Origin of the sequence: Streptomyces sp. NPDC047028, from assembly GCF_040644095.1 — a bacterium.
Classification (GTDB): domain Bacteria; phylum Actinomycetota; class Actinomycetes; order Streptomycetales; family Streptomycetaceae; genus Streptomyces.
In genome coordinates this window covers 107459-121393 of the sequence record NZ_JBEYVS010000019.1, presented here as the reverse complement: position 1 = coordinate 121393, position 13935 = coordinate 107459, and the positions used below count along the sequence as shown (strand labels likewise).

The following is a 13935-nucleotide window of genomic DNA, read 5'->3' as shown; positions in this document are numbered from 1 at the left end:
GTCACCGCCCCTTGGGCAGGCCGAGGATGCGCTCGGCGACGATGTTGCGCTGGATCTGCGAGGTACCCGCCGCGATGGTGTACGACAGCGAGGAGAGCCGGTCGAGGACCCAGGGGCGGTCCAGGTCCAGGCAGCCGGTGCCGAGGACGTCGGCGGCGGTGTCGTACAGCTCCTGGCGGGCGTGCGAGTACCTCAGTTTGAAGACCGAACCCCCGACTCCGGGCACCGAACCGCTCGCCTCGGCCTCGCTCACGTTCCACTGGGTGAGCCGCCACAGCGCCCGGAACTCCGCGTTGAGGCGGCCGAGCCGGCGCCGCAGCCCGGGGTCGTCCCAGCGGCCGTCGTCGCGTGCTGCGCGGGCGAGCTCGGCCAGCACCCGGCGGCACGCGACGACCTCGCCGACGAAGGCGGTGCCGCGTTCGAAGGACAGCGTCACCATGGTCACGCGCCAGCCGTCGTTCTCCGCTCCGACCCGGTTGGCGACCGGCACCCGCACCTCGTCCAGGAACACCTCGGCGAACTCGGCGGACCCGGCGAGCGTGCGCAGGGGCCGTACGGTGACGCCGTCGGCATCCATGGGCATCGCCAGCCAGGTGATGCCCCGGTGCTTGGGCGCGTCGGGGTCGGTGCGGACGAGCAGTTCGCACCAGTCGGCGACCTCGGCGTGCGAGGTCCAGATCTTGGACCCGCTCACCACGTACTGGTCGCCGTCGCGCCACGCGCGCGTGCGCAGCGCGGCGAGGTCGGAGCCGGCGCCGGGTTCGCTGAACCCCTGGCACCACACCTCGTCCCCGCGCAGGATCGGGCCGAGCCAGCGCGCCCGCTGGCCGGGTGTGCCCTCGGCGGCGATGGTGGGTCCGGCGTGCAGCAGCCCGACGAAGTTGGCGCCCACGTAGGGCGCGCCGGCCTTCTCGGTCTCCTCCAGGAAGATGAGGCGCAGGGTCGGGGAGGCGTCCCAGTGGACCTCGCCGTATCCGGCGTCGTACAGCATGCGCTGCCAGCCGGTGTCGTAGGCCCTGCGCGCGGGCCAGTCGTCGGGGGACGGTTTCGGCGGCAGGGTGGGCAGCGTCGTGCCGAGCCACTTGGCGAGCCGGGCCCGGAACTCCTCTTCCTCCGGCGTGTACGAGAGGTCCATCAGGTGTCGAGGTCCCGGTCGAGATCCAGGTCCAGCATGCGGATGGCGTTGCCCCGCATGAGCTTGTGGACCGTCTCGTCGTCGAGGCCCTTCACGTGGTCGAGGGCGACGTCCTTGGTGTGCGGAAAGGTCGAGTCGACGTGTGGGTAGTCGGTCTCGAAGGTGGCGTTGTCCCGGCCGACGACGTCGAGTGAGGCGACTCCGTGCTTGTCGCGGAAGAAGCAGCAGAAGATCTGCCGGTAGTAGTACGTGGACGGCGATTCGGGGATCAGGTCCCGGACGCCGCCCCAGGCGCGGTGTTCCCGCCAGACGTCGTCGGCGCGTTCCAGCGCGTAGGGGATCCAGCCCATCTGACCTTCGGAGTAGGCGAGTTTGAGCGCCGGGAACTTCACCAGGACGCCGCTGAAGAGGAAGTCCATCATGGAGGCCATGGCGTTGTTGAAGCTCAGCGAGGCCTGGACGGCGGGCGGGGCGTCCGGGGAGGCGGCCGGCATCTGCGAGCTGCTGCCGATGTGCATGTTGACGACGGTTCCGGTGTCCTCGCAGGCCGCGAAGAACGGGTCCCAGTACCCGGAGTGGATGGACGGCAGCCCGAGGTGGGTGGGGATCTCGGAGAAGGTGACCGCGCGTACACCGCGCGCGGCGTTGCGCCGGATCTCGGCGACGGCGAGGCCGACGTCCCAGAGCGGGATGAGGCAGAGCGGGATCAGCCGGCCGCCGCTGTCGCCGCACCACTCCTCCACCATCCAGTCGTTGTAGGCGCGCACGCAGGCGAGCGCGACCTCCTTGTCGTGGGCCTCGGCGAAGGTCTGGCCGCAGAAGCGCGGGAAGGTGGGGAAGCAGAGGCTGGCCTCGACGTGGTTGAGGTCCATGTCCTTGAGCCGTTCGGCGGGGTCCCAGCAGCCGGGCCGCATCTGGTCGCGGGTGATGCCCTCCAGGGTCATCTCGTCGCGGTCGAAGCCGACGGCGGCGATGTTGCGCTTGTACGGGAACTTGAGGTCCTCGTAGAGCCACCAGTCCGTCGGCGGGCCGTCCGGGTCCATGGTGATCTGGTACTTCCCGCCGACGTAGGCGAGTTCACCGATCCCGGCGGTCAGCGGGCGGGGCCCGCGGTCCCGGTACCGGGCCGGCAGCCAGGTGTCGAAGAGGTGGGCGGGCTCGATGACGTGATCGTCGACGCTGACGATGCGGGGCAGTTCGGTAGCCATAAGTCCCCTCCGCCGAACAGGCGCGGCAGGTGTCCGGTTTCGGGTGGCGACCGGACCCTGCTCTTCTGATGGTCCGTCAGATAGCATGGCACCTGACGAGTCGTCAGCCAAGCAGTCGTCAGCCACGCAGGGGGCACACGTGAACGAGACCCCGCACTCCCTCGGTTCCGCGCCCACCCTGTGGGACCTGGTCGACCGCCGCGCCCGCCTCACCCCGGACCGGCCGGTCCTCCTCCAGGACGACCGCACGCTCACCTTCGGGGAGCTGCGCGACCGGTCCGAGCGGGTCGCGGCCGGCCTGTACGGCCTGGGCGTGCGCCCCGGCACGGTCGTCGCCTGGCAGCTGCCCACCCGCGTCGAGACGGTCCTGCTGTCCTTCGCGCTGGCCCGCCTGGGCGCCGTGCAGTCCCCCGTCATCCCCTTCTACCGGGACCGCGAGGTCGGCTTCGCCCTGCGCGAGTCCAAGGCGGAGTACTTCGCCGTACCGGGCGTCTGGCGCGGCCACGACCACACGGAGATGGCCCGTCGGCTCGGCGCGCGTGGGGTCTTCGAGGCGTACGACGACCTCCCGGACGGCGACCCCGTCGTCCTGCCCGCCCCGCCCGCCGACGGCACCTCGGTCCGCTGGATCTACTGGACCTCGGGCACCACCTCCGACCCCAAAGGCGTGCTGCACACCGACCGTTCGCTGATCGCGGGCGGCTCCTGCCTCGCGCACGCGCTGCGCCTGACGGCCGACGACGTGGGCTCCATCGCCTTCCCGTACGCCCACATAGGCGGCCTCGACTACACGGTGATGCTGCTCCTCTACGGCTTCCCGGCCGCCCTGTTCGAGCACTTCGCCCTGCCCGACGCGCTCGACGGCTACCGGCGGCACGGCGTGACGGTGGCCGGCGGCTCCACCGCCTTCTACTCGATGTTCCTCACCGAACAGCGCAAGCGGCCGGACACGAAGGTCGTCCCGACGCTACGGCTGCTGGCCGGCGGCGGTGCCCCCAAGCCGCCCGAGCTGTACCACGCGATCGTCCGCGAGATGGGCGTCCAGCTCACCCACGGCTACGGCATGACCGAGGTCCCGATGATCACCATGGGCGACCCGGAGGACACCCCCGCGAACCTGGCGGCGACCGAGGGCCGGCCCCCCGAGGGCATGGAGATACGGATCGTCGACGGCGAGGTCCGGCTGCGCGGGGAGGCCGTCTGCCGGGGCTACCTCGACCCCGGCCAGTCGGCGGCCGCCTTCGACGAGGAGGGCTTCCTGCGCACCGGCGACCTGGGCCACCTGACCCGCTCGGGGCACCTGGTGCTCACCGGGCGCCGCAAGGACGTGATCATCCGCAAGGGCGAGAACATCTCGGCGAAGGAGATCGAGGACCTCCTCGCCACGCACCCGTCGGTGGCCGACGCGGCGGTGATCGGCCTGCCGGACGTCGAACGGGGGGAGCTGGTCTGCGCGGTGGTGGAGCAGCGTCCGGGGAGCGCCCCGCTGACGCTTCCGGCGGTCGCCGGCCACCTGCGCGCCGAGGGCCTGTCGGTGCACAAGCTGCCGGAACGCCTGGAGATCATGGAGGCACTGCCCCGGAACGACACCCTGCGCAAGGTGCTGAAGTACAAGCTGCGGGAGCGTTTCGCGGCGGTGCCGGAGTCCTAGGGCCTGTCTGGGATCAGGACCGCTCGGGGACCGTGAAGTAGCGGGCGAAGGCCGGGACGATCTCCGGCTCGGCGAGGCTGCCGTCGCCGTCGGCGTCCAGGGCGGTCGCCACCGCCTGGGCGATCTCGTCGGGTACGCGCAGGACGCGGAGGAAGCGGGCGGTGTCCTCGACGGTGACGGTCACCCCGGGCGCCTTGGCGTTCGCGTCACCGGCCGCGACGGCGAGGGCCGCGTGCAGGAAGGGGCGGGCGATCTCGGCGAAGCGTTCGGGGTTGTCCCGCAGCCGCTTGACGGCGCCGGTGACGAACTCCTCTCGGGTGATGCGCTGGTCGCCGTCCCGGTCGGCGATGCCCGCCATGCCCTGCCAGAACGCCTCCGCCCCGGCGTACAGCGCCTGCCCCCGGTCGGAGCGGGCGGTCACCGCGAACTCGGCGAGCAGCGCCTTGGCCGCCCCGCTGAAGTCCTCGCGGTCGATGTATCCGTTGCCGTCCTGGTCGAAGAGGGCGAACCGGGCGGCGATCCTGCGCTCGTACTCGGTGCTGACCATGTCTGTTCGGGCCCGCCTTACGTGATGACGTGGGTCGATCCGGTCGGTCTCGGTCGATCTGGCAGCGAGCGTACGGCGCGGAGGACCACCGGGCGGCGCGAAGCGGAGGGTTGTGCCCGGACCGGGGGAATCCTGCGACAACAGTGTGGCTTTGTCGCGCAGACGGTCAACGTGTGGAGTGGCGGGCGGACCAGGCCGACAGGGTCACGCCGAAAGGGGGTCGATCTCGTCGGCGGTGGCGGAGTCGATGTCGGGGTGGACGTCGAACAGCCGGCGCACGCCGAGCGCGCCGAGGACCCGGTTCACGTGCGAGCCGTCGTCCGCGCCCCGGTCGGGCAGGATCAGCCGCAGCCGGCCCTGGCAGGAGCGGATGAGGCGGCGGGCGGCGATGAGCACGCCGACGCCGCTGGAGTCGCAGAAGAACACGTCGGAGAGATCCACGACGAGTTGGTGGTGCCCCTCGGCGACCACGTCGTGCACGTGCTGGCGCAGCACCGGCGAGGTCATCAGGTCCAGTTCCCCCGACACCCGGAGCACGGCCCACTCGCCCCCGTCGACGCCGGTCACGTTGAATGCCACGGCCATGCCCCTCCGCTCGCCGGATCTCGGGAACCGGAACCGTCCGGAAACGGAAGCAGTTCCTACGCTTCTTTTCGCGCGGCTGCCCAGCGGCCGTTCCCTGAAACCCCGGAGCACAAACCGTCGACGATCGACATAGGTCTTGTTTCGGTCACTACCGATCCTGTTCGATCAGAGATGCACAGTAAGTTCGCACCTGTTGTGTGAAGGTTGCGTGAAGGGGGCACTATCACCTGCGGCGCTTCGGGGGCGCACACTGACACAAGGGGGCGTGCACTGTCAGACGTGCCGACTACATTCGGGATGACGGTGCCGACAGGCTGGACAGGACGAGGGGAGGGTCACATGCCGGCGAAGGACGCACCACCCCGCTGGGACCGCAAGATGCAGCAGCGGCTCGCGCGCGGCGAGGCGGCGGCCCTCGGCGAGCTGTACGACCGGTTCGCCTCGCTCGTGCACAGCCTCGCCCACCGTGTCCTCGACGACGAGCAGGCGGCCGACGGCGTCACCCGTGAGGTCTTCGCGCACGTCTGGGAACACCCCGACACCTACGACCCCAAGCACGGCCCGCTGCGCTCCTGGGTGGCCGCGGTGACCCACCGGCTCGCCGTCCAGCGACTGCGGGCCACCGCCACCGCCGCGCTGCCGCCGGGGCACGCCGACGCCGGGGAACTGGAGAGCACCGTGCGCCGCGCCTCGGTCGCCGCCCGCGCCGACTACATCGTCCACTCCATGCCGGCCCCGCTGCGTGCCGCGCTGGAACTGGCGTACGTCCAGCGGCGCGACTACCGGCAGACCGCCGCCGACCTCGGCGTCACCGAGGAGGAGGCCCGCCGCCGGCTCCGCCTCGGCCTGCAACTCCTGTCCACCGCCCACGACACCGGGACGCCGCCGGGGTACGGGGGTACGGCGTGAGCGAGAACACGGGCGACGTACCGTACGGGATCGGTGACGGCGAGCCGCCCCGGCCGCCCCGCATACCCACGCCCCGGGCCTCCGTCGAGGACGGTGGGCTGCCGCTGCCCGACCCCGGAGACCTCGTGCCCGTGCCGCTCGACCTCTCGCACGATGTCCTGAAATCGCTGCTCGGCGCCTGGGCGCTGGCCGCCTGCTCGGCGGCGGAGACGGCGGCCGTGGAGGACCACCTGGGCGACTGCGGGGCCTGCGCGGAGGAGGCGCTGCGGCTGCGGGAGGCGGTGGGCCTGCTGCGCGGGCCCGAGAGCCTCGACCTGGACCCCGCCCTGCGGGCCCGGGTCCTGGAGAGCTGCCTGGACCGCCGCCCGCCGCAAGTCCCCGTGCCCGAGTGGGCGGCGCCGTACGACGCCGAGACCGCCCGACTGGACGCGCTGCTCCAGGACTTCGGGGACGCGGAGTGGCACGCGCCGGTGCGGTTGCGGTGGTTCGAGGGCGGGGCCGCGACGAGCCGCCGTACCACCGTGGCCGGGGTGATCGCGCACCTGCTGTCGGTGGACGGGCTGGTCGCGGTCGCGCTGGGACTCGACGACCCGCTGGCCGATGTCGCCGGAGCGGCGCAGAAGGCGGGGCCGGCCGCGCGGACCGAGGCGTTCTGGGAGGGGTCCCGCTTCCCGCCGACCGCCTCGGTGCGGGCGCCCTGGCGGCAGCAGAGCCACGGCCTCGTACGGACCGTGTCGTTCACGGGCAGCGGAGCCGGCGGACTGACGGTGCCGTACGGCGAGTTCGAGCTGCCGCTGTACGACGCGATGGTCGACCGGGCGTTCGAGTGCTGGGTGCACGCGGAGGACATCGCGGAGGCGGTGGACTATCCGTACGAGCCGCCCGCCCCGGCGCACCTGCACCGGATGATCGACCTGGCCGCCCGCATGCTGCCGGCCGCGCTGGCCGAGCGGCGCCGGGCGGGACTGTCGGCGCCCGGCGCGGCCCCGCACCTCGTTCCCGCGGGGCGGCCGGGGCGGAGCCTGCGGCTGGAGATCGAGGGTACGGGCGGCGGGGAGTGGCTGATCCCCCTCGACTCCCCCGCCGCGGTCGGCTCCGCCGAGTTCACCGTGGCCCATGTCGCCCTGGACGACGTCGAGTTCTGCCACCTGACCGCGGGCCGAATCCCCCCACAGGACGCGGCGGCCGGCCAGACCGGCGACGAGTCAGCCATCAGGGAGGTCCTGAGCGCGGCGGCAACACTGAGCCGCATGTAACGCACCGCTGCCACACCGGCCCGGAGTGGGGACACTTCCCGGCGCTACCAAGGTGCCGCCGCGCCCACCGTGCCGCCCTGGGGTCCCCCCAGGCCACCACGCACCCGCAGGCGGAAACGGCGACCGTGGGGCAGCGCCCCCTAGGGGGCGCGGGGAACTGCGCGACAAGCCACGACGCGCCCGCAGGCGCCCGCGGCGAGGAGGGGGCCGCCCCTCAGGCGAAGACCACCGTCCGGCGCCCGTTGAGCAGGATCCTCCGCTCCGCATGCCACTTCACCGCCCGCGCCAGCGCCTGGCACTCCACGTCTCGCCCGATCGCGACCAGCTGGTCCGGCGTGACGTCGTGCCCCACCCGCTCGACCTCCTGCTCGATGATCGGCCCCTCGTCGAGATCCGCGGTGACATAGTGCGCGGTCGCACCGATCAGCTTCACACCCCGCGCATGCGCCTGGTGATACGGCTTCGCCCCCTTGAAGCTCGGCAGGAACGAATGGTGGATGTTGATGATCCGCCCGCTCAGCGCCTTGCACAGATCATCGGAGAGGACCTGCATGTAGCGGGCCAGCACCACCAGTTCGACCCGCTCCTCGCGGACGATCTCCAGCAGCCGCGCCTCGGCCTCCGCCTTGCTCTCCCTCGTCACCGGGATGTGGTGGAACGGCACGTTGTACGACCCCACCAGCTCCTCGAACTCGGTGTGGTTCGACACCACCGCCGCGATGTCCACCGGCAGCGCCCCGATCCGCGCCCGGAACAGCAGGTCGTTCAGGCAGTGCCCGAACTTGCTGACCATGAGGACGATCCGCATCCGCTCGTCGGCCCGGTGGATCTGCCAGTCCATGTGGAACGAGTCACCGATCGCCGCGAAGCTCGCCCGCAGCTTGTCCACGGTCACCGGGGCCTCCGCCGAGAAGTGCACCCGCATGAAGAACAGACCGGTGTCGTGGTCGCCGAACTGCTGGCTGTCCTCGATGTTGCAGCCGGTCATGAACAGGTAGCTCGACACGGCGTGCACGATGCCCTGTTTGTCCGGGCAGGAAAGGGTGAGGACGTACTGATCGGCGGCGGCCGCGGCTGACGTGGACTGCTCGTTCATGCACCACAGGGTCCCACACGGCCCCACCGCCACGACCGCCCGTCCCGCAGGACGGACGGGCCGGAGTACGACTCCGGATGTCCTACGCGGACCGCGTCATGATCCGCAGAACCTCCAGGTTCCGCGGCGCCGTGTCCGGGTCCTCCCCGTCGCTCGCCGCCATCCGCACATGGGCGTCCCGGGCGGCCTGCACCGCCTCGGGCCACGCCTGGTGCTCGAGGTAGGCGGCGACCGGCGCGTCCGGCCCGACCTGGTGCATGATCCGCAGCACGCGCAGCACGGCGGTGTCGACGAGGGCCGCCTCCTGCGAGTCCCGGAAGATCGTGCCGACGTACTTCTCGGCGGACCAGTTGTCGAGCCAGGTGTCCTCCACCAGCCGGTACACGGCGTCGGTGACGTCGCCGAACCCGTCGACGCCGGCCAGCCAGACGTCCCGCTGGAACGCCGGATCGGAGAGCATGTGCAGCGCCGAGCGCACGTTGCTGCGCCAGCGCCACCACGGCATGTCGTTCACAGGCATGCCGCCCATGGTGGAGGAGCGACGGCCACGACGGGAAGAGTTCTCCGAACCTTGCACGGTCATCGATCGTACGTTCCGCACCGCGAGGCCCGCACCGGCCCCCGCAATTCACCTGGCTGTCACCTCGCGTCGACCCACGGTCACCTCCGGGTTGAAGCGGGGGCGGGATCGTTCGTGTCCATGACCGGCAGGCGACGCCCCCGCAGCACGCGCACGCTCCTTCCCTCCCTTCCCCGGCGCGTCCGCAGGGCCGCGCTCTCGGCGGGCGCGCTGGCCGCGTGCCTGTCTCTGACGGCCGGGTGCGGGACCGTCCTCGGTGCCACGGGGGGCTCCGGGGACGGCGCCCCGGTCACCGTCATGACCTGGGCCCCGCAGGGCACCGGCGCCACCAACAAGCCCGGCATGCCCGCCATCGCCCTCGCCTACGCCCGCTGGGTCAACGCCCACGGCGGCGTCGCCGGACACCGGCTGCGGGTGCTGACCTGCAACGACCACGACAACAGCGTGGGCGCGGCGGCCTGTGCCCGGCGGGCGGTGCGCGAGGGCGCCGTCGCGGTCGTCGGGTCGTACAGCCAGTACGCCGACTCCTACATGGCGCCGCTGGAGTCCGCCGGCATCGCCTATCTCGGCGGCTACGGCGTCACCAACGACGAGTTCACCAACATGTACTCCTACCCCGTCAACGGCGGCCAGCCCGCCCTGCTGGCGGGCCTCGGCCGGGCCCTCGCGGACACCTGCGGTCCGGTCTCCCTGGTACGGCCCGACAGCATCGCGGGCGACGAACTGCCCCCGCTGCTCGACGCCGGCCTGAAGGCGGGCGGACACGCCCCGGCGGCCGACCAGCTCGCCGCCGAGGACGCCACCGAGTACGACGGCCAGGCGCGACGGGCGATGCGGCACGCGAACTCGGCGAACGGCACCAGGAAGGCGGGTTGTGTCGTGCCCGCGCTCGGGGACCACACAGACACCTTCATGGACTCCTTCCGGCGGGCCCGCGACGACGCCTCCGCCGGCCCGCGGCAGGGCTCCCGCGCGGTGCGGACGGCGACCGTGCTCGGCAGCGTCGACCAGACGGTGATCAACGCGACGGGCGGGGCGTCCGGGCCGTACGAGGGGGCGTACGTCACCGGCTGGTACCCGGTGACGTCGGACGCCCGCTGGGACCCGATGAAGAAGGTGATCAGCGAGGAGGCGTTCGGCGACAACCGCGTCGACGCCGGGGACGCGGGCGTGCAGACGACCTGGATCGCCTACACCGTGCTGCGGGCCGTCCTGGAGCGGATCGGCTCGGGGGACGTGACCGCCGCCGCCGTGCGGCACACCCTGGACGACGGCCTGAAGGTCTCCACCGGCGGCCTCACCCCCACCCTGAGCTGGCCCTTCGAGGGCAGGCTCGCCACGATCGGCCTCTCCCGCCTGGCCAACGCCGAGGTGACGCTCCAGGTCGTCCGGGACGGCCGCCTGGTCGCCGCGCGGGACGGCCACACGGCCACCGACACGACGGCGGTCCTGCGCAGCGCCGACCTGGGCTGACCCCCGGCCCGCTCCCGTCGGCGCGCCCGCGTCAGAGCTGGGTCGGCTGCCGCTCGGTCAGCCCGTACTTCTTCGCGATCGTGTTCCACAGCGCGGACGCCTTCACCTTCTGCCCGCTGGCCACACCGCTCTCCCGGTTGCCCGCCTGCGTCTGGCCGGTGGGACGGGCGTGCCCCTTGTGGCAGCCCTTCTTGCCGCCGACCTGCTTCGCCCAGGCCGCGTAGTGGTTGTCGGCGGCGGCGGAGGCCCGCCAGGCCTTGGTCAGGGCGGTGGTCAGCGCAGCGTGGTCGGGCAGCTTGTCGACGGACAGCTTGCCCAGCCGGGTGACCAGATCGCCGCGCTGCGTGGCCGCGTCCCTCAGGTCTGAGGACGCTTGGCTCAGGTTGTCGCACCCCTTCACGTCGGCCACCGCCTTGATCACCGACGCCCGGCTGCTGCCGCTGTCGGCGAGCAGCTTGTCGAGGGCGATCGCCTGCTGCTTGCCGGGGTCGGCGGCGGGCGAGGCCGAGTTCTGGGCCGCGGTCGGGCTGGAGTCGGCCACGGGCTTGTTGTCGTCGCTCTGCTTGTCGCCCCCGCCGCCGCTGAGCATCGCCCCGGCGCCGATGCCGAGCACGGCGATGGCGACGCCGATGGCCGCGATCAACGGCACCCGCGATCCGGTACGACCGCCCCGGCGGCCGCCCGCGTCGCCGTCGTCGTCCTCGTTCACCGGCCGGTACGGCACCTGCGCGGGGCCGGCACCCGGGTAGCCGGCGGCGGGCTGCACCGGCAGCTGCTGCGTGGCCCCGGCCGGACCCTCACCGAGACCCGGACCGCCCGGTTCGCTGCGGAACAGGTTCTCGAACCCGGCGGGCGGCTGCTGCGTGCCCGCGCCGACCGGCGGGATGTACTGGGTGGCCTGGGAGTCCGGGTGCGCGGGGCCCGCGCCGGGCTGCTGCGGCGCGCCCTGACCGGGGTACGGGTTCGGGTTCCCGGCGGACTCGGGCGGCATCGCGCCCGGCGCGACCGGCGGTATGTACTGGGTGGCACCCTCGTCGGCGGGGGCGGGGCCGGGTCCGGACATCGGCGTGAACCCCGCGGGGACCGGGGGCAGGTACTGGGTCGCGCCCTCGTCGGCGGCGTGGACCGCCGGGCCCGCCTGTACGGGCGGCACGGGCGGGAGGTACTGGGTCGCGGCCTCGTTCCCGGCAGCGGCCGGGGCCGGCGGGGCGCCCTGCGCGCCCGCACCCGCCTGCGTCCCGTACTGCTGCTGGTAAGGGTCGGGAGCGCCGTAGGAGGGCTGCGCCTGGGGCGCACCACCGCCGTACGGGGGCGCTTCGCCACCGGCGCCGTACCCTTGCGGGCCGCCCGCGGCCGGGGGCAGCTCATGGCCCGCCCCGCCGTGCTGCTGCTGGTGGCCGCCGCTGCCGTAATGCTGCGGGCCGGCGGCGGCGCCGGCCGGGAGTTCGTGGCCGGGGGCGGGCGTGCCGTAGGGCTGCTGGTCGCCGCCGGTGCCGTAGGGCTGCGGGCCCGTGCCGTTGCCGGTCGGGAGTTCGTGGCCGGGGGCCGCGGTGCCGTAGGGCGGGCCGGCGGCGTACGGCTGGCTGTCGTACTGGGGTGCCGGGGCGCCCTCGGGGGGCAGCGGGCCGGGGCCGGTGGTGGGCGGGGGTTCCGGCTGGGTCCACTGCTGGGCGGCCGCCGGGGGCCAGCCCTGGCCCGGCTGGGGCTGCGGGGACTGCTGCCCGGGGCCCCAGGGGCCGCCCCAGGCCTGCCCGCCGGCGGGTGCGGCGGGCGCGGGCGCTGCGGACATGCCCGGCAGCAGCGGCTCCCCTCCGTCCGAGGGCAGCACGATGCCTTCGTGCGCGGGCCGCGCCGAGGGCTCCTCGCCCTGTCCACTCTGCGTCACCGGGACTCCTACGAATGGGGGACCTTCGGAATCGTCGGCTCACGCTACCGGGTCCCCGGAGCCCGTTGCCACGCAGCACTGGGCGCGATCTTCTCCCCTGTGACTGCGGTAACAAAACCGCCCCGCGATGCGCTGTTTATGTTCCCTTTCGCGATCACGCGCCCGCGGGGCTCTTTCAGAGGTGGTCCTCAAGTGGCCGTTCAGGCCGCCTGCTGAAGATCCAGCCGTGCCCCGAACTCCCGTACCACCGCCTCCTCCCGGAAGGGTTCCAGGCGTTGCTGGAGGTCTTCGAGGTACTCGGCGCCCCGGTTGGAGCGCAGGCCGCCGAGCAGCTCGACCGCCTTCATCCCGGTGGAGCAGGCCTGTTCGATCTCCCGCTGCTGCACCTGGGCCGTGGCGAGCAGCACATAGCCGATCGCCCGGCGCCGGGCCCGGGACTCGGGGTGCCCGGCCAGCGACTGCTCGGCACACCGCGCCGCCGCCTCGGCCTGCCCCAGGTCACGGTGGCAGTGCGCCAACTCGTCGGCCAGGTAGGCCTCGTCGAAGTGGGCGATCCACACCGGGTCGTCGCCGCTCGCCGCGTCGGCCCGCTCCATCGCCGTCAGCGCCTGCCCGGAGGCCGCCTGGGTGGCGCGGGCGTCGCCGAGCAGCGCGTGCCCGCGCGCCTCGGCGGCGTGGAACATGGCCTCCACGCGCGGGGTGACCCGCCCGCGTGCCCCTTCCTGCGCCGCGCGCGCCAACTGGGCGATCTCGCGCGGGTTTCCGAGCTGGGCGGCGAGGTGGCTCATGGAGGCGGCGAGGACGTAGCCGCCGTAGCCGCGGTCGCCGGCGGCCTGGGCGAGGCGCAGGGACTGGATGTAGTACCGCTGGGCCAGACCCGGTTGCCCGGTGTCGACCGCCATGTAGCCGGCCAGCTCGGTCAACCGGGCGACGGCGGCGAAGAGTTCCCGGCCGACGGCTTCCCGGTACGAGCCCGCGAGCAGCCCGGAGACGACGCTGTTGAGGTAGTGCACGACGACGGGCCGGACGTGCCCGCTGCCGTACGTGTGGTCGAGGCCGGTGAGCGCCTGGGTCATGGAGCGGACGGCGGCCACGTCGGAGCGGCCCACGCGCGGGCCCGCCTGCCGGGCCACCTGGGCGTCCGGCACGGAGATCAGCCAGTCGCGGCTGGGTTCGACCAGCGCGGAGGCGGCGACGGAGGAGCCGGACAGGAAGTCCCGGCGCCCCACGTCGCTGCGCCACAGCTCGCAGACCTGCTCGATGGCCCCCAGTACCGTCGGCGAGAACTGGAGACCCACTCCCGAGGCGAGGTTCTTGCCGTTGGCCATGCCGATCTCGTCGATCGTGACCGTACGGCCGAGCTTGCGCCCGAGCGCCTCCGCGATGATCGCGGGGGCCCGGCCCCGCGGCTGCTGGCCGCGCAGCCAGCGGGCCACGGACGTCTTGTCGTAGCGCAGGTCGAGTCCGTGCTCGGTCCCGCACATGTTGACCCGCCGGGCCAGCCCGGCGTTCGAGCACCCCGCTTCCTGGATGAGCGCCTGCAGCCGTTCGTTGGGCTGCCTCGCCACGAGAGGCCTTGCGGCCATGTGCTACCCCCTGCGAACCCCTGG

General features: G+C 73.0%; 12 protein-coding genes. 4 read left to right on the top strand and 8 right to left on the bottom strand.

Translation table 11 applies throughout. From position 1 onward, the window contains the following. Position 1: 1 nt before the first annotated feature. Positions 2-1135 carry an acyl-CoA dehydrogenase family protein gene (locus tag ABZ854_RS18875; RefSeq protein ID WP_361211816.1) on the bottom strand — a complete coding sequence of 378 codons (1134 nt, stop codon included), beginning with the start codon at positions 1133-1135 and terminating at the stop codon, positions 2-4. Next, the gene (locus ABZ854_RS18870) at positions 1135-2343 is read right to left on the bottom strand and encodes an amidohydrolase family protein (RefSeq protein WP_361211813.1); all 1209 of its coding nucleotides are present in this window, start codon (positions 2341-2343) and stop codon (positions 1135-1137) included. The genes ABZ854_RS18875 and ABZ854_RS18870 overlap by 1 nt, the downstream gene beginning before the upstream one ends. Before the next feature lie 139 nt (positions 2344-2482). Here ABZ854_RS18870 and ABZ854_RS18865 point away from each other — a divergent pair, with 139 nt between their 5' ends. Further along, positions 2483-3994, top strand: coding sequence for an AMP-binding protein (locus tag ABZ854_RS18865; RefSeq protein ID WP_361211810.1), 1512 nt, complete (start codon positions 2483-2485; stop codon positions 3992-3994). A 13-nt stretch (positions 3995-4007) separates the two neighbouring features. Here ABZ854_RS18865 and ABZ854_RS18860 read toward each other — a convergent pair whose 3' ends face one another. Both ABZ854_RS18860 and ABZ854_RS18855 read right to left on the bottom strand, forming a co-directional pair. Beyond that, the gene (locus ABZ854_RS18860) at positions 4008-4541 is read right to left on the bottom strand and encodes an EF-hand domain-containing protein (protein WP_361211807.1); all 534 of its coding nucleotides are present in this window, start codon (positions 4539-4541) and stop codon (positions 4008-4010) included. Positions 4542-4745: 204 nt separating this feature from the next. Next, positions 4746-5126: an STAS domain-containing protein gene (locus ABZ854_RS18855; RefSeq protein ID WP_129308475.1), complete on the bottom strand. Its 381-nt coding sequence runs from the start codon at positions 5124-5126 to the stop codon at positions 4746-4748. 339 nt (positions 5127-5465) lie between these two features. On the opposite strand from ABZ854_RS18855, the gene ABZ854_RS18850 reads away from it, so the two are divergent. Together ABZ854_RS18850 and ABZ854_RS18845 are read left to right on the top strand one after the other, a co-directional pair. Then, complete coding sequence (locus ABZ854_RS18850; RefSeq protein ID WP_361211803.1) at positions 5466-6035, top strand: sigma-70 family RNA polymerase sigma factor; 570 nt, start codon at positions 5466-5468, stop codon at positions 6033-6035. After that, the gene (locus tag ABZ854_RS18845) at positions 6032-7291 is read left to right on the top strand and encodes a maleylpyruvate isomerase N-terminal domain-containing protein (protein WP_361211800.1); all 1260 of its coding nucleotides are present in this window, start codon (positions 6032-6034) and stop codon (positions 7289-7291) included. Before ABZ854_RS18850 ends, ABZ854_RS18845 begins: the two co-directional genes overlap by 4 nt. 214 nt (positions 7292-7505) lie before the next feature. Here the strand turns inward: ABZ854_RS18845 and purU are convergent, their stop codons facing one another. Both purU and ABZ854_RS18835 read right to left on the bottom strand, forming a co-directional pair. After that, positions 7506-8387, bottom strand: a complete 882-nt coding sequence (gene purU, locus ABZ854_RS18840) for a formyltetrahydrofolate deformylase (protein WP_361211797.1) — start codon at positions 8385-8387, stop codon at positions 7506-7508. 82 nt (positions 8388-8469) lie between these two features. Then, entirely contained in the window at positions 8470-8970 is a 501-nt protein-coding gene (locus ABZ854_RS18835; protein ID WP_361211795.1) for a hypothetical protein, read from the bottom strand. A 117-nt stretch (positions 8971-9087) separates the two neighbouring features. Here ABZ854_RS18835 and ABZ854_RS18830 point away from each other — a divergent pair, with 117 nt between their 5' ends. Beyond that, positions 9088-10440: an ABC transporter substrate-binding protein gene (locus tag ABZ854_RS18830; protein ID WP_361211792.1), complete on the top strand. Its 1353-nt coding sequence runs from the start codon at positions 9088-9090 to the stop codon at positions 10438-10440. A gap of 31 nt (positions 10441-10471) precedes the next feature. Here ABZ854_RS18830 and ABZ854_RS18825 read toward each other — a convergent pair whose 3' ends face one another. After that, entirely contained in the window at positions 10472-12325 is a 1854-nt protein-coding gene (locus ABZ854_RS18825; protein WP_361211789.1) for a hypothetical protein, read from the bottom strand. A gap of 200 nt (positions 12326-12525) precedes the next feature. Next, on the bottom strand, positions 12526-13911 hold the full coding sequence (locus ABZ854_RS18820) for a transcriptional regulator (protein WP_361211787.1): 1386 nt from the start codon (positions 13909-13911) through the stop codon (positions 12526-12528). Between the last annotated feature and the right edge of the window lie 24 nt (positions 13912-13935).